Origin of the sequence: Rhizobium mayense (assembly GCF_030272705.1) — a bacterium.
Taxonomy (GTDB): Bacteria; Pseudomonadota; Alphaproteobacteria; order Rhizobiales; family Rhizobiaceae; genus Rhizobium; species Rhizobium mayense.
In genome coordinates, this window is record NZ_JARFYM010000030.1 from 1 (window position 1) to 15,790 (window position 15,790).

General features: G+C 59.6%; 16 protein-coding genes. 7 read left to right on the top strand and 9 right to left on the bottom strand.

Annotated elements, in window-relative coordinates; all coding sequences use genetic code 11:
• Window positions 1-167: 167 nt before the first annotated feature.
• Both PY649_RS26505 and PY649_RS26510 read right to left on the bottom strand, forming a co-directional pair.
• Window positions 168-404: a hypothetical protein gene (locus tag PY649_RS26505; protein WP_285871841.1), complete on the bottom strand. Its 237-nt coding sequence runs from the start codon at window positions 402-404 to the stop codon at window positions 168-170.
• Window positions 405-567: 163 nt separating this feature from the next.
• Window positions 568-1,338, bottom strand: coding sequence for a 2-keto-4-pentenoate hydratase (locus PY649_RS26510; protein ID WP_285871842.1), 771 nt, complete (start codon window positions 1,336-1,338; stop codon window positions 568-570).
• 100 nt (window positions 1,339-1,438) lie between these two features.
• Between PY649_RS26510 and PY649_RS26515 the strand changes: the two genes are divergently transcribed.
• Entirely contained in the window at window positions 1,439-2,383 is a 945-nt protein-coding gene (locus tag PY649_RS26515; RefSeq protein ID WP_285871844.1) for a DUF4118 domain-containing protein, read from the top strand.
• A 62-nt stretch (window positions 2,384-2,445) separates the two neighbouring features.
• On the opposite strand, the gene PY649_RS26520 is transcribed toward PY649_RS26515, so the two are convergent.
• The 4 genes from PY649_RS26520 to PY649_RS26535 form a co-directional block, all read right to left on the bottom strand.
• The gene (locus PY649_RS26520) at window positions 2,446-2,721 is read right to left on the bottom strand and encodes a metal-sensing transcriptional repressor (protein ID WP_285871845.1); all 276 of its coding nucleotides are present in this window, start codon (window positions 2,719-2,721) and stop codon (window positions 2,446-2,448) included.
• Between the two features lie 92 nt (window positions 2,722-2,813).
• Window positions 2,814-4,172, bottom strand: a complete 1,359-nt coding sequence (locus PY649_RS26525) for a cation diffusion facilitator family transporter (RefSeq protein ID WP_285871846.1) — start codon at window positions 4,170-4,172, stop codon at window positions 2,814-2,816.
• Window positions 4,173-4,308: 136 nt separating this feature from the next.
• On the bottom strand, window positions 4,309-5,604 hold the full coding sequence (locus tag PY649_RS26530; RefSeq protein ID WP_285871847.1) for an ATP-binding protein: 1,296 nt from the start codon (window positions 5,602-5,604) through the stop codon (window positions 4,309-4,311).
• Between the two features lie 41 nt (window positions 5,605-5,645).
• Window positions 5,646-6,323, bottom strand: a complete 678-nt coding sequence (locus PY649_RS26535) for a response regulator transcription factor (RefSeq protein ID WP_285871848.1) — start codon at window positions 6,321-6,323, stop codon at window positions 5,646-5,648.
• Between the two features lie 333 nt (window positions 6,324-6,656).
• Here PY649_RS26535 and PY649_RS26540 point away from each other — a divergent pair, with 333 nt between their 5' ends.
• From PY649_RS26540 to PY649_RS26565, 6 genes are all read left to right on the top strand, one after another.
• Window positions 6,657-7,523 (top strand): glycosyltransferase family 25 protein, encoded by an 867-nt coding sequence (locus tag PY649_RS26540; RefSeq protein WP_285871849.1) that lies wholly within the window; start codon window positions 6,657-6,659, stop codon window positions 7,521-7,523.
• Window positions 7,520-8,260 carry a glycosyltransferase family 25 protein gene (locus PY649_RS26545; RefSeq protein WP_285871850.1) on the top strand — a complete coding sequence of 247 codons (741 nt, stop codon included), beginning with the start codon at window positions 7,520-7,522 and terminating at the stop codon, window positions 8,258-8,260. The genes PY649_RS26540 and PY649_RS26545 overlap by 4 nt, the downstream gene beginning before the upstream one ends.
• A 325-nt stretch (window positions 8,261-8,585) precedes the next feature.
• The gene (locus PY649_RS26550; RefSeq protein ID WP_285871851.1) at window positions 8,586-9,962 is read left to right on the top strand and encodes an aminotransferase-like domain-containing protein; all 1,377 of its coding nucleotides are present in this window, start codon (window positions 8,586-8,588) and stop codon (window positions 9,960-9,962) included.
• Between the two features lie 19 nt (window positions 9,963-9,981).
• Complete coding sequence (locus PY649_RS26555) at window positions 9,982-11,415, top strand: cytochrome ubiquinol oxidase subunit I (protein ID WP_285871852.1); 1,434 nt, start codon at window positions 9,982-9,984, stop codon at window positions 11,413-11,415.
• Between the two features lie 4 nt (window positions 11,416-11,419).
• The gene (cydB, locus tag PY649_RS26560) at window positions 11,420-12,430 is read left to right on the top strand and encodes a cytochrome d ubiquinol oxidase subunit II (protein ID WP_285871853.1); all 1,011 of its coding nucleotides are present in this window, start codon (window positions 11,420-11,422) and stop codon (window positions 12,428-12,430) included.
• Window positions 12,430-12,570, top strand: coding sequence for a DUF2474 domain-containing protein (locus PY649_RS26565; protein ID WP_285871854.1), 141 nt, complete (start codon window positions 12,430-12,432; stop codon window positions 12,568-12,570). Before cydB ends, PY649_RS26565 begins: the two co-directional genes overlap by 1 nt.
• 101 nt (window positions 12,571-12,671) lie before the next feature.
• On the opposite strand, the gene dapA is transcribed toward PY649_RS26565, so the two are convergent.
• The 3 genes from dapA to PY649_RS26580 all read right to left on the bottom strand — a co-directional run bounded on the left by dapA (window position 12,672) and on the right by PY649_RS26580 (window position 15,679).
• Window positions 12,672-13,616 carry a 4-hydroxy-tetrahydrodipicolinate synthase gene (gene dapA, locus PY649_RS26570; protein WP_285871855.1) on the bottom strand — a complete coding sequence of 315 codons (945 nt, stop codon included), beginning with the start codon at window positions 13,614-13,616 and terminating at the stop codon, window positions 12,672-12,674.
• Window positions 13,617-13,677: 61 nt separating this feature from the next.
• Window positions 13,678-14,349, bottom strand: a complete 672-nt coding sequence (locus tag PY649_RS26575) for a 2-dehydro-3-deoxy-6-phosphogalactonate aldolase (protein WP_285871856.1) — start codon at window positions 14,347-14,349, stop codon at window positions 13,678-13,680.
• A gap of 409 nt (window positions 14,350-14,758) precedes the next feature.
• Window positions 14,759-15,679, bottom strand: coding sequence for a LysR substrate-binding domain-containing protein (locus tag PY649_RS26580; RefSeq protein WP_285871857.1), 921 nt, complete (start codon window positions 15,677-15,679; stop codon window positions 14,759-14,761).
• Window positions 15,680-15,790: the final 111 nt, after the last annotated feature.

The window sequence follows — 15,790 nt, forward strand, 5'->3', positions numbered from 1 at the left end:
GGACAAGGAAGATCTTGGTCAATCCCTCTGCCTGCCCGAGTCGCTCGAACCAAAGCGCGCCGAAATTGAACGACATCTTTCGTTCCGTCCGGCGCCCACGCCGGTTTTGCCGGCATGATCGTTTCGGGGCGCGGCACTCCCGCGCCCTTAAGCGTTTGCGGTCTGCCCTAGGCCTCTTCGTAGATCAAGTCCGGTGCGACGATCCACTCGCCACGGCGCAACGACATCACGTCGAGCCGTCCGCGACGATCGCGCGCGGCCATACCGACGAAATGGTAGTGGCTGCCGTGCCTGTCGATTACGGAACCGCGTATCGGCTTGCCGCGAACGTGACCCACGACCGGCCCGACGCCCCTGGTGCCGTTGAGAACGAAGTATTCATGCGGGATGCTGCGGCTGACCATTATGCCCGAACCTCGCGGTGGGCGACCAAGTCTGCAGGACCTTTTGCTTCGGATTCCACCCTTGCGGCCGAAGGCTTCGGTCGTAGCGGCCTTTTCTTCTTGATTTCGACCACGAATGGTTTCCGTTGCGGCTGCATTTTATGTCCTTTCGAATTCCGTTTTTTCAGGCAAAGACGCACTCGACCTGGCCGAGTGGGCCGAAGTCGACCGCCAGATGCTGACCTGACGAGACCTGATGAATTGTCGTGCAGGAACCGGTGGCGACGACATCGTTTGGTTCGAGCTGACGGCCGTTCGCGGCAAGTTGTCTAGCGAGCCAGGCGACGGCGTTCAAAGGATTACCCATGACCGACGCCGACTTTCCGGAAAAGACAGTCTGCCTGAACAGAAAGGTCGTCACGTCGATCTCCGCGAGTTCGCCGAGTGAGACGTCGCGGACGTCATCGCCGCAGATCGTGGCAACATGCAGGCCGAAGTCCGCAATCGCCACATTGTTACCCGGGAATGCTTGGCGGGTTCTGCGGCCGATGATTCCGATCGCCGGCCGGCAGTCCAGAATGGCGTCGCTCAGAGTTTCGATATGGATCGGCTCGCCGTCATCGGGATATGCGCGCAGCATCGTGAATGCGAACTCGCACTGGGCGCCCATCGCTCCCGGCGGAAGCCGGAGTTCCTTTACGCCCGAGAGAAGCGACAAAGGAGGTATTTCGGAATAGACAGGCTTGGTCAGACGCAGCGCCCGCAGCGACGCCTCGCTCGTACCGATGATCGCAAAGCCCTTTCGTTCGAAACCCAAAATATCCTGCGCAGTCGCTTGGATATCGTATGCCTCTCTTTCCGAACCGATCAGGTTCAGGGGAAGATCGCAGAGATCGTCGTGGAGGCGGCTTTTGGCAAGGATGCCGGCGGTGGCGTCCTTGAGTTCGAAGTACATCGCATGCTCCAATTCGCAAAATTGGCTGTGCAGGCGAAATTGGACAGGAGCGCATTAGTATTCCATTCGAACGCATGCTCGAAGAAATCAAAATCTCATAGTGGTGCTGGCTCCGAACGCCGCACCTTTATACAACGTTTATAAATCTCACATTGTTTCCCCATGGAATTCAAATCCGCGACAGGCCACTTCCATCTATGAGGAGGATTTGTTCATGTCCTTGGATAAAGATATCGACCAGCGCAAACATGGGGTCGCCGCAAATGCCACTCCTGCTCGCGACCTGAGCCTGTCAGACCTGCCGTCAGTCATCCAATATCTTGCGTCTCCGATTATGGTGCTGCTGGCCACGGCGGTTGCTGCCGGCTTTGAGCGCTACGAGACAATTCCCAACCTGTCGCTCATTTATGTTCTGCCAGTTGTCATCAGCAGCGTGGCTTTCGGCCTTGGTCCGGCATTGTTCTCCGCACTTCTCGGAGCCCTCGCATATAACTTCTTTTTCACCGAGCCCCGTTTCTCCCTTGCGGTAGCGGACACCGCCAACATCTGGGCTATCGCGCTGCTCTTCATCGTCGGCTGCGTAACCAGCACCATTGTGTCGACGAAGCGGCGCGACAAGGCGGAGCTTGACCGCTTCCGTCTACACCAGAACAAACTGCAGACCTATGGGCGACAGATGATTGCAGCGACCTCCGCGGAGGAAGCAACAAGTCTTACTCGTTCCGTCCTGGCGTCGATCTTTCAGGCTCCGGTCGCCGTCATTTTCGCCGAAAGCGACGAGATCAAGGTCGGGGGCGGAACAAATCTAACTCAAGTGGAAATCGATGCGGCGAAAACGGCATTTGAGTCGAATGCGAGCGTGGCGGGAGGCGTTTATCCCTTCGACAAATCCCGGTTCGATTTCTGGCCAGCCCGAACGACATCCGACCGGACAATTGTCATTGGCGTTGCATTCGATCCGGAGCGTCGTCCATCCAATCCGGATGGGATCATCGAGATTGTCGCGCTGATGCTGGGTGCAACGATCGGCCGCTGCGAGGCCTGAGCCTGTCTCAATAGGAGCGTGGTAACGTCTCGAGGTCGGCCGCGAGGAAACGCCTCGTCCGCTCATAGATATTTGGTGATCGTCTTGAACTCGTCGATCGACTGCCGCCGGTCCTTGGGAAGTGCGCCGACCGTCTCCTCGAGGCAGTGATCAAGGTGGTCCTGGATCAGAGTCCGCTTCGCGTTGATGATCGCCTTCTCGACAGCGGAAAGCTGCTGCGCGATGTCGAGGCATGGCTTGCCGCCCTCGATCATGGCGATAACGCTCTTCAAATGTCCTTCGGCTCGCTTGAGCCGCTTGACGATTTCCGGGTGAGTTGCGTGCGTGTGTCCTGTCATGCTGCCTGTATCCTGCAGGAGGGGATTGGTGTCAACGGACGGCGCCGTGGATCGCTATTGCCGCGAACGCGGAATTTCGTCCGGCGCGCGGCTCAATGATGATGTCCTTCCGGCTCCTCCATCCGGAAGGGAAGCTCTTCCAACCGATCGCCCGCAACGAGCTTGAGCACCGCGTCGAACTCATGTGGTTCCGCCGGAGCCTCCGTGCTCTGAAAAGCGTGATGATCGTCGTGCAATCGAACGAGCTGAAGTGTCTCGACGCCGCCCGGACGTTTGATCTCTACAGTTGCCCGCAGACCGTCCATTTGAGAAGAAAGCGTCAGGCGCATCCGTTCGCCTTCAGGCGTGTCGACGATCTCGAGAAGGCCCGTTGCAACTGGCGATTCCACCTTGGAGGGAGCCGGCGCATGGTGATGTCCATGATGGTGTCCGTCCGCGGCCGCCGGTGATACTCCGGTTGCGTGTAACTGGATGGTGGCCGAGCCGAGGGCCGGCAGGTGAGCCTCCAGTTCCGTCCTCAGGGCCGACAGAATTTCGTTCGCCTCCTCGACCGATTTCGCGCCGTCGATGGCGACTGTTACGTCCGTGTGCAGCTTGTGACCGAGCCAACGGGCCTTGACGTCCGTTACACTTTTGATGCCGGGGACGTGCTCCGCGGCATGCCGTACTTCGTCGGCGACCCCCGGCTCCACGCCGTCGAGGCTGCGCGTGATGACGGCGCGGGCCGACTGCCAGACGATACCGAAAATCGCGATCGTGATGAGCAAGCCGATGATCGGGTCGGCGAGCGGAAAGCCGAGCCAGACGCCGACCGCGCCGACAACAACCGCAAGACTTGTCAGGCCGTCGATCCTGGCGTGGTAACCGTCGGCAACCAGCGCAGCGCTGTTCATCTCGCGGCCGACTCTGATGCGGAATACCGCCACGGCCTCATTGCCGATGAAGCCGATCACACCTGCGACGGCGACGGCGGCGAGCTGGGCAATCGGTTGCGGGTGGATCAGACGGTCGATGGCCTCGTATCCGGCAACGATAGCGCTGAACAGGATGATGAGGACGATCAACATGCCGGCGAAGTCCTCCACGCGGCCGAGGCCGTAGTTGAACCTCGCCGTCGGCGGACGCCGGACCAGCGCGAAGGCGATCCAGAGAGGTATGGCGGTGGTGGCATCACCGATATTGTGGATGGTGTCGGCCAGAAGCGCCACGGAGCCGGAGGCAAAGACGACGATCAATTGCAGGATCGCCGTGATCGCGAGGATGACAAACGACCACTTGATTGCCCAGATACCGCGTTCCGACGCGGCGATGCTCGGATCGACGACACCGTGGGTATGGCCGTGCCCTCCCGCCTCCGCATGGGAGTGACCGTGTCCTCCATGGTTGTGCCCGTGACCATGATGATGGTCGTGCGCGCCAAAACCGAACCATTCCTTGATCGTCGTGAACATGTATCCTCGTCACCTTTGCTTGCGCTCACAAACAGATGCGGCGCGGATGGGAAGCTGGCTTCTCCTATCCTCCTGGAGAGGATAACGTCAAGTGCTCGCCAGAGGTCAACGAATGAAATCGATCTTTCTCATGTGCTCAGATGTGTGACGCAGGAAGCGGGCGGTCAAAAGCCATGGTTGCGACCGCACCGCCAGTAGGAAGATTCGCTAATACCAGTCGTCCGTCATGCGCGGCCATCGTTTCGGCGACAATGGCGAGACCGAGTCCCAATCCGTCCTTGCGATCTGTTTCGCCCAATAGTTCGCTACCGCCGTCCAGGCGCCTTTGCGGGAACCCGGAACCTTGATCCATGACTTTGATTCCGCCGCTGAAGACGACGATGGTGATCACTCCGTTTTCGGGACTGTGATGTAATGCGTTTTCGACGAGGTTGCGAAGGGCTCGAAAGATGAAATCCCTGGCGCCGCTGACCAGCACAGGGCTGTTTTCCGTTCTCAACTCGATATTGCGGCCAGCCTCAATGATCGTCGGGGCGAGATAACGGGCGACATCCGCGGCGACCGCTCCCAGATCGACGACGTCGGTCGCTTCATAGTGAAGTGTCCTCACACGGACCCGGTCGACGAGTTGCGTTATCACGCGCTCGACGTCTTCAAAATCCTTCTCGACGACGCGGGCGATATGGTCCTGCGAAAGGGATAGGCGGGCTTTGGCAACGGCCAGCGGCGTGCGCAGTTCATGAGCCAATTGACCGGAAAACTGCTCCAGTGACAGAAAGCCGCCCTGCAGCCGGTCTAGCGCCGCATTTACCGATCGGATCAATGCAAGGACGTCATTCGGCATGCCGCTTTCCGTCAGTCGTGTCGCAATGCTTGATGGGCCGATTTGCGCGGCCTCTTGCGCTGCGACGCGCAACGGCCTCAACGCAAGGCCCAGGACAACAATGTTTGTCGCCAAGAGTATCAGCACAAACGGAATCCAGATCCAGGCAATATCCCCGACAAATTCCTCAAGGATGCTGTCGAACAGGACGTGCTCTTTCGGGAAGGCAACCTGTATGACGCCTGCCAAGCTACCTTGGGCGATTGGCAGAGAAACCCCGAACAGCGTCTTCTGTCCTTGATGGGCAGGAAGCTGAAAATACTTGGTATGATCACCGGCATAGGGAATCAAAGGTTCCTGAAGACCGGAAGAAGCGATGATTTCGCCCCCGCTGTTGACCACGGCAAATTGGCCTCGCAGCTCGTGAATACGTGTCTTGAGCACCTGCGCGGGGGAGCTTGAAAGCTGCGGGTCCGTTGCCAATTCGTGGCGTAAATTCTCGGCAAAGGTCGACAGGGTCTCCTCGCGAAATGCCTCATTCGAGGCTTGAAAGCGGAAGTACAGGAACACCGCGCTTGCGCAAATCGCGACGACGGCAACGATCGACATTGCCAGGATCAACCGCTGAAGAAGTGTGAGGCGCGGTCGCTTCAAGGGCGCTTTTCCCTGAGCATATAGCCAATGCCGCGCATGTTGTGGATATAGAGGGCCGATCCCGCCGCTTGAAGCTTCTTGCGCAATCGATGCAGCAGAACTTCGATGGCATTGGAGCTCAGCTCGTCATCAAAACCATAGATTGCTTCTTCGACCTCCGCTTTCGACAGGACATGATTGGGGCGGCGCAAGAAAAGATGCAGTGCGGCAAATTCGCGGCGGCTGAGAGATAGCGGCGTCTCGCCGACGGAGGCGGAATACTGGCTTGGATCGAATGTGACGTCGCCGAGCTGCAAGATAGTGCCGTGACGAGGTTCGCCGCGACGCATGATTGCGCGCAGACGAGAAATCAGCACCCCCATCACAAATGGCTTGCAAAGATAGTCGTCGGCGCCGCTGTCGAGCGCATCGATGATCGAGCTCGACGCATCGCGTGCGGTCAGGATCAATAGCGGTGTCGACGGAGCAATCTTTCGCAACGGTTCGATCAGCGTCAGGCCGTCACGATCGGGCAAACCGAGATCCAATATGATGGAATCATAATCAACCGTCGCGGCGGCTTCTTCGGCATCATGCGCGTTGGCGACATGATCGACGGTGAAGCCATGGGCGCGCATCGCGTCATGCGTCACGGCGGCGAGCTTGCCATTGTCTTCGACCAATAACACGCGCATGGAATGTCCTATCTCTCTTGCCGTGCCGAAAGTTGAATTGCGCTCGACACCACCAATCAAGGTGAGCGGTTTACCGGATTTCATTGTCGTGAGCCAGAAGTCGGACACTCTTATGTCCGGAGGAAGAAAATGTTGCTCGGCATCCAGTATCGGTGGTGAGGAGATCGGGCGAATGCGGCCAACCTGTCGGTTTGCCGTCTGACCCGGATCGAAGGCACTGAATGAAGGCAGATTTCATCTTTTCGCCAGGATTCTGTAAGTGTGCCGTAAGCCAAGCTGAACATGGTCGCTCCCGATGTGGCGGTGAAACCACCGCCTTGGAGTGGATGCGGCATGATAAATGCGAAGCCTGGCGAAGCGTCGCTGAAGATTTATTTGATCAACCTCGATCGCGCGGCCGATCGGTTGGTTACCATGCAACAGAAGCTAGGGAGCATTGGGCTTGCCGCCGAGCGGGTGTCGGCCGTAGAGGGCGCCTCCATCGAGTTTCCAATACCGGATTTCAATGAGGTCGCCTTTCGCTTCAAACATGGTCGCCGGCGCAATCCTGGGGAAGTCGGCTGTTATCTGAGCCATATCGAGTGTGCGAGGCGCCTTCTTGCTTCGAGCGGCGAGTTTGCTCTTATTCTGGAGGATGATCTCGAGTTTCCGGATGACCTCGTGGAGCTCTTGGATGGGGCGCTCAAGCAGAACGAAAAATGGGATATCCTGCGCCTTTCGACGGTGAGCGCTGGCCGAAAATTCCGCTACTCCCGACTGACGGATAGGCGTAGCTTGGCGGTGGCCTTAACCCGGGAAAAGGGTTCTGGTGCCTACATCATCAATCGCCGCGCGGCAGAGTGGTTTATCCGGAAGCTTACGCCGATGCAGTTGCCTTTCGACTTGGCATTCGATCTTGAGTTTTTTGCCGGCTTGAAGTCGGCCTTTGTCGTTCCTCTCCCCATAGATCAGCAACTGGGCCTGCCTTCACAGATCCAAGGGAAACGCGGAGATTTCCACAGGTCAAAACTGCATTACGTCACGGTCATGCCGTACAGGATCTTCGTCGAGTCCAGCCGGCTGTTTTTCCGGCTTGCGCGGCTGCTCGGTCTTCTCGCGATGGGGCGCGCGGCGGCTGTTATCCGCGGAAGCACCAAAGCCGAAAAACGCATGATGCCTTTGCTTGATAGCAAGGTCACACAGGTCGGCGAGCCGCGATGAAGCTCGGCGTCTACATCATCAACCTCGACAGGTCTGCCGATCGATGGGCCGCTGTGCGCGCGAGAGCAGACGAGTACTGCATTGATGTCATCAGAGTGGCCGCCACCGACGGACACGAGCTGTCGCAGGAAGATTTTCGAGACGTGGATTGGAAAGGCTTTGCTCGGCATGGGGGGCGAACCATCCTTCCGGGCGAATATGGTTGCTATCGCAGCCACATCAAATGCCTCTCCACTCTTCTTGAGAGCGATTTCGACGCCGCGCTCGTCATGGAGGACGACATCGAGATCACGGTCGATCTGACGAAAAGGGCGATCGCCATTCTTGAGGCCACTCCCGATGCGGATGTGGTCAAACTCTTCAATCATCGAAGTCGCGGGTTTCTCAGCGTCGCAACAAGCGCATTCGGCGACGAAATTGGCCGGTGCCTGCATGGGCCACAGGGTTCGGCTGCCTGCTACGTCATCACCAGGCGCGGTGCAGGCAGGGCCCTGCCGTTCCTGCGCGCCATGAGGTTTCCCTTCGATGTCGCGCTCGAAAGGGGCTGGCATCACGGCTCGAACGTGCTTACCGTCAGGCATAATATCGTGAGCTTGATGAGCCATAGCAGCAACAGCCAGATCGGTAGTCGGGCGGATTACAGCCAGGTCAAATTCGTCGGCCCGAAACGCCTGCCTACGCACCTTTTGCGCGCCGCCGAATATTTCCGGCGCATTCGCTACGCGCTGGCGATCTGAGGGAGCTGGCGCCAGGGATTTCTGTTGCAGAACCCCGCGCGCACCGGCATTCGGAAAGGCGGACGGTGCTCGCACCATTCTCCCTCACGGGAGAGCGGTAGACTGAGCAGAGACCGTGATGCAAGCGTTATACTTGCATTCGTACAGTTCTCAGCAACGACGCAAGGCATCCGAGCTGGTCTTCGGCATCCGGCAAATGCTGAGCTTTTCGGAAGTATATTGGCCGTCGTATACAACCAGTATACCTCCGTATAATCTTCCCATCGTTCTCCATACATGATAACTGCGATGTATGCCCACTAACCATACATAATTGGAGAATGCGATGTGGAAGCCGCGGCTGATCGAAAGCGCACGCATGAAGTACCTCGGGATCGTCGAGGCGCTTGAGGCCGACATCCGTTCGGGGCGCGTCTCCAGAGGTGACCGGCTTCCGCCACAGCGCGCGATCGCCGAGGCGCTCGGCGTCGACCTGACGACGGTAACGCGGGCATTTAACGAAGCGCGGCGTCGCGGCATTGTCGAGGCTCAAGCCGGGCGGGGCACATTCATCCGTGAGACGCTTGACGGAGAGCCGGGAGCGCCGGTTCAGCCGTTGATTGATCTCAGCATGAACATTCCGCCCCAGCCACCGGCTGCAAACCTGAAGAGGATATTTCCGCAGGGAATTGCCGATATCCTTGGCGGGCCGCGCGGCTTGCTTAGTCTGCATTATCAGGAGAGCAACGGTGCGGAAGCCGACAGGCAGGCGGCGGCCAACTGGTTGAGCCACAGGATCGAAGGCGTCTCCGCTGACCGGGTTGTCCTCGCCGGCGGCGCTCAAAGCGCTCTTTTTGCCGTCTGCGATCTTCTGCTTGCCCGTGGCGACGTGATCGCAGCGGGCGCAGTGACCTATCCCGGGTTGAAGGCGGTCGCGGCACAGCAGGGAATCGTGGTGGAACCGCTTGCCATGGATGGCGAGGGTATCATTCCAGACGCCTTCGAACGAGCCTGCCGGGAAAAGACACCGAAGGCGCTGTATTTGGTCCCGACAATAGACAATCCGACAACGGCTACTCTGCCCGAGGAACGGCGGCGTGCGCTTGCTGCCCTTGCGCGCAAGCATGGCATCGCGATCGTCGAGGACGATCCCTATACGCCGCTGCGACCCGAACGGCTCGTCGCTATGGGAGAGCTGGCGAGCAGCATCACATGGCACATTGCCACGCTCTCGAAGTGCGCCACGCCCGCCCTGCGCGTGGCCTATGTAGTGGCCCCCAGTGCCAGCCAGGCGCTTCGGCTCGCAGGCGTGCTGCGCGCGACGATCCTCATGGCGCCGCCGCTGATGTCGGCGCTGGCAAGTCGTTGGATCGGTGACGGCACATTGGAGGGGATCACCGATGCCATCCGGGCTGAGAATGTCGAGCGTCAGAAGCTGGCGTCTTCCATCTTCGGAGATACTGCGTTTGCAGCCGATCCGCACGGACACCATCTCTGGCTGCATTTGCCCGATCACTGGCGCGCAGCCGATTTCGCCGAACATGCCGATCGCGCCGGAGTCTCGATCGTTCCAAGTTCGATCTTCGCGACGACGGCCTACCCGAGGGAAGCTGTCCGAATTTCGCTCGGTGTGGCGCCCGATCGCGGCGCGTTGGAAGACGCGCTCACCCTGTTGTCGAGCCTGCTCGCCCAGCCGTCGCTGACGTCTAGAGCTGTGGTCTGAGTTTCTTCGGAGAACGAACATGTTTGGACTAACGGCACTAGAGCTGGCGCGGATCCAGTTTGGTTTCACAATTTCCTTTCACATCATCTTTCCGGCGATCACCATCGGGCTCGCCAGCTATCTGGTGGTGCTCGAGGGTCTGTGGCTGTGGAGGCAGCAGGCGGTCTATCGCGACCTCTATCACTTCTGGTCGAAGATCTTCGCCGTCAACTTCGCGATGGGCGTCGTCTCCGGCCTGGTCATGGCCTACCAGTTCGGCACCAACTGGAGCTATTTTTCGTCTTTCGCCGGCAGTATCACCGGGCCGCTGCTGACCTATGAGGTGCTGACGGCTTTCTTCCTCGAGGCGGGTTTCCTCGGCGTCATGCTGTTTGGCTGGAACAAGGTCGGCCCCGGCCTGCACTTCTTTGCGACGATCATGGTGGCGATAGGTACGCTGATCTCGGCCACCTGGATACTTGCCTCCAATAGCTGGATGCAGACACCGCAAGGATACGAGGTGATCGGTGGACGTATCGTGCCGGTCGACTGGCTGAAGGTGATCTTCAATCCGTCCTTCCCTTATCGCCTGGCGCATATGACCATCGCCGCCTATCTGGCGACGGCGCTTTTCGTCGGAGCTTCGGGCGCCTGGCATCTGCTGCGTGGTCGGGCGACGCCGGCGGTGCGCACCATGCTGTCGATGGCGATGTGGATGGTGCTCGTCGTGGCGCCGATCCAGATCTTCGTCGGCGACCAGCATGGCTTGAATACGCTCCAATATCAGCCCGCCAAGATCGCCGCGGTCGAGGGCCATTGGGAGAACATACCTGGCGAGAGCGTGCCGCTGACCCTTTTCGGCCTCCCCGATATGACGGCCGAAACGACGCGCTACGCAATCGAGATTCCCTATCTCGGCAGCCTGATCCTGACCCACGACATCAACGGCCATATTCCCGGTCTCAAGGAATTCGCACCGGAGGATCGGCCAAACTCGACCGTCGTCTTCTGGACCTTCCGGCTGATGGTCGGGCTCGGGCTGCTGATGCTCCTGCTTGGCGTCTGGAGCCTCTATCTGCGCTGGCGCGGTGGGCTCTACGACTCGAAGCTCTTCCTGCGCTTCGCCACCCTGATGGGGCCGGCCGGGCTGGTCGCCATCCTCGCCGGCTGGCTGACGACGGAGATCGGCCGGCAGCCCTGGATCGTTTATGGGGTGATGCGCACGAAGGACGCGGTTTCAAACCACTCCGCGCTGGCGCTCTCCACCACGCTGATCGTCTTCATTGTCGTATATTTCGCCGTCTTCGGCACGGGCATCAGCTATATGCTGAAACTGGTGGCCATGGGACCGCAGCCCTTCGACGATCATCCGCCGCAAGACAAGGGGCAGTCGCTCCGGCCGGCGCGGCCGCTGTCGGCTGCACCCGACGACATCAATCCGTCCGTCGATCTTTCCGGGCACAAGGAGGCCTGAGGCTATGGGCATTGATCTTCCTTTCATCTGGGCGATCATCATCGGCTTTGGCCTGATGATGTATGTCATCATGGACGGTTTCGACCTCGGCATCGGCATTCTTTTTCCTTTCGTCTCGAACCGTGAGGATCGGGACACGATGGTCAACACTGTCGCGCCGGTCTGGGACGGCAACGAGACCTGGCTGGTACTCGGCGGGGCGGCACTTTTCGCCGCCTTTCCGCTCGCCTATGCGGTGATCTTGAGCGCGCTCTACCTGCCGCTGGTGCTGATGCTCGTCGGACTGATCTGGCGTGGTGTCGCCTTCGAATTCCGCTTCAAGGCGGATGAGGCGCACAAGCCCTTCTGGGACAAGGCCTTCGCCTGGGGTTCCTATATCGCCGCCTTCTCGCAAGGCGTGGCACTGGGCGCGTTCATCAACGGTTTTGAGATCACAAACGGCGCCTATTCCGGTGGGCTGTTCGACTGGCTGACGCCCTTCAGCCTGTTCACAGGCCTCGGCCTGCTCGTCTCCTATGCACTGCTCGGTTCCACCTGGCTCGTCATGAAGACGGAAGGCACGCTGCAGCGACGCATGAAAGAGCTCGCCCGGGTGGTTACGATTGCCCTTCTTGCGGTGATCATCATCGTCAGCCTCTGGACGCCGTTTGCTCATACCGCTGTCGCGGACCGCTGGTTCGCGCTCCCGAACATGATCTTCTTCGCACCCGTACCAATCCTGGTGTTGCTGGCAACCTATGGGATCGTCAGGAGCCTTCAGCGCGAGACGGCCCATGCCGGGCCCTTCGTGCTGGCGCTCTTCATGCTGTTCATGGGCTATAGCGGCCTCGCGATCAGCCTCTGGCCCAACATCATTCCGCCATCGGTCTCGATCTGGGATGCGGCCGCTCCGCCGCAGAGCATGGGCTTCACGCTGGTCGGCGCGCTCTTCATCATTCCCTTTATCCTCGCCTATACCGCCTGGTCCTACTATGTGTTTCGCGGCAAGGTGAGGCCGGGCGAGGGGTATCACTGATGCCTTCCGTCACAAGCCGCAGGAACTGGCTGCGAAGGCTGGGGTGGCTTGTCCTGATTTGGGCCGCGAGCGTATTCGCGCTCGCGATCGTCGCCATGGTCTTCCGTCTGTTGCTAAGCATGGCCGGAATGACGGCCTGAGCCGGTTCCGTCCAGACACATCTGAGCTGTCCTCGGCGAATTTGCTCGGAGCGCGGCAACGCGATCGCGGGGACTGGGCGTGATCGGCCGCCAGGATCGCCTCAGCTTGCGGCGCGAAGCACCGGATCGCCAGTGCCGAGCGCGAATGCCAGTGCGTCTTCGATGATCGAGTGCTTGTCGGATCCGAGAGGCGTCAACGGCAGTCGATAGAAGGGTAGAAGTTTTCCCATCTGTGCGAGCGCCCACTTGACGGGTATCGGGTTGGTCTCAACGAACATCGCGGCGTTGAGCGGTGCGATTCGGCGACTGATTTCGCGCACGGTAGCGACATCGCCGCCACGTGCAGCGGCGCAGAGGCGGGCCATGATTTCGGGAATGACATTTGCGGTGACGGAAATATTGCCGCGCGCGCCGAGGAGCATCAGGGCAGCGGCAGTGGGGTCGTCGCCGCTGTAGAGAGCGAAGCCTTCCGGCGCCTGCCGCATCAAATCGATGGCGCGCCCGATGTCACCCGTTGCATCTTTGATGCCGGCCACATTGGGGATCTGCGCGAGCCTGATTACCGTTTCGTTGTGCAGATCCACGGCCGTCCGGCTCGGAACGTTGTAGAGGATCAGCGGCATGTCAACTGCTTCGGCGATGGCCGCAAAATGGACGAACAGCCCGTACTGCGTCGGCTTGTTGTAATAGGGTGCGACGGAAAGGGCTGCCGAGGCGCCGGCTTTGCGCGCGAATTCCGTGAGTTCAATGGCTTCGATCGTCGAATTCGCTCCGGTTCCCGCGATGATCGGCAGGCGGCCGTTGGCATGCTCGACAGCGACCTTGATCAGTTCGCAATGCTCCTCAATCGAAGCAGTGGCCGTTTCGCCCGTCGATCCCATGACCACGATGGCATTGGTGCCGGATGCCGCGTGCCAGTCGATCAGTGCCCGGAATGACGACCAATCGATGCTGCCATCCTCGCACATCGGTGTCACCAGCGCTGGAATGCTGCCAGCGGGCAGCAGATCACAAGGCGAGTGACGGAGGGTTGTTGCAGGTGTCATGATTGCCATTCAAGCGTTAGGGCGAGCTGATCGGGGCGGGCTTCAAGGATCCGTGAGTGCCCTAGGCGCTGGCCCGAACCGCATCGCGCCAAGCGTTGATGAAAGACTGAGCCGCCGAGCGAATTTCACCCACGCTCTTTCCAGGACGATAGAGATTACCGCCGATACCGAATCCGCTAGCGCCAACCTTGACCCAGGACGCCATGGTCTCGGGCGTAATTCCGCCGGTGGGCATCAGCGGCACCTCCTTGGTAAAGACCGCCCGCCAGGCCTTGAGTACGGCAGGTGATATGGCCTCGGCCGGAAAGATCTTGAGACCGTCGGCTCCGGCGGCGAGGGCTGAAAAACCCTCTGTCGGCGTGGCCACACCGGGGAAGCATGCGAAACCATGCTCGCGGGTGGCACGAATGACCGCCGCATCGGCATGCGGCATCACGATCAGCCGGCCACCTGCATCCCCCACGCGCGCGACGCTTTCGGGAGACATGACGGTGCCGGCGCCGATAACCGCCGTGTCGCCGAAGCGGGACGCGATCCGCTCGATGCTGACGTAGGGGTTCGGTGAATTCAGGGGAACCTCGATCAACCTGAAGCCTGCTTCGACAAGGGCTCCGGTGACCCCCTCAACCTCTTCCGGCGTGATCCAGCGCAGGACGGCGATAAGCGGGCAGGCCTGCAGCGCATCATTGAGCTTCATATGGGTTCCATCCGAATGCGGCATACGGTAGTTCATTTGTACGGTCCTTCTCTAAGCAAGCCATACGCGTTGATAGGCTTGCGGGGCTGGCAATATCGTCGAGAAACAATCCTCTCTACCGGAGGCGATTGCATCACCGCGTCCAGGACGCATTTTTGAGAAGCGTCTATTTGTATGGATTACACCCATACGTTTTGTATCGCAATGTCTTTTTTTCTCCGAAGAGCTTGAAAACAACGCAAGCGAGTTCATGGCGTATGGAAGGTCTAAAAATCAGGAGCGGAAACGGTCTCGCCCTCAAGGCTGGACTGCCAAGCAAGCACCATTGATGCATGGCAAAGGGCACAGTCGGCCGGCAGCAGGTGTCCTCCAATCGCGATCACAACGGGTCTGGAAAACAGCGGAATGGCTTTCTGCCGTCCGCGGCCCATCCGAGGCACGGCGATCACGTCGGTTGCAAGTTCGGGTCCAGTGCCAGTGAAATCTTTTTCAGGCCAAGCGCCAGCCCGCGGAAGTCGTCATCACGAGGATCGCTACGTCTCCACGCGAGGCCGATCGTTCGGGAATACCGTCGGTCGGGGAGGGGGGTATAGTGGATGAATTCTCCATTACCTCGCGCCAGCGTGGGGACCAGCGTACATCCCTCGCCAGCCGCGACCATATATTTCAGTGTTTCGAGGCTCGTCGCATGTCGCGTCGCGCTCTCCGGCGAGGAACACGCTGCCAAGGCCTGCTCCCGCAGGCAATGCCCTTCGCCCAGGAGAAGCCGTTCGGTCCCGCCAAGCGCTTCCCATGCCGGTCCGCCCGGTAGGCTCGCAGGGTGCGCCTCAGGTGAAGCGAGCAGGAAAGGCTCGACAAATAGGGGCATGACCGTCAGCGCCCGCTGTTCCAGTGGCAACGACAGAAGAACAGCGTCGAGTTCTCCACCGATCAGGCGTTCGACAAGATCGTCGGTCAAGCCTTCTCCGAGAATGAGCTTCAACTCCGGGAATTCGTTCTTGAAGGCACCCAGGATGCGGGGAAAGAGATAGGGACCGAGGGTCGCTATGGCAGCCAGCCGCAACGAGCCTCCAAAAGGGGCTTGTCCGCGGCGTGCGATGGCCAGGAGTGAACGTGCTTCGTTCAAGACGATCCGGGCCTGGCCGAGGAATTTCTGCCCTTCGGTAGTGACGATCACGCGCCGCGTCGTTCGCTCAAAAATCGTCACCCCCACCCAGCTCTCCAGCTTTCGGATCTGGCCGGATAGCGAGGGCTGGGACACTCCGCACGCCTCCGCCGCCTTGACGAAGCTGCCATATTCCGCGACTGCCACAACATATTCGAGATCTCGCAGCGATAGTCCGCTCAGGTTTGCCAAACCATTCAACGCGTTGAACTCCATGAGGTGACCATATAGGCTGTGCCTATCAATCAAATAGGATTAATATCTTTTATCTTTAAGAGCGCAACTGGCAAGGTCCGTTTGGAACTTCAACCG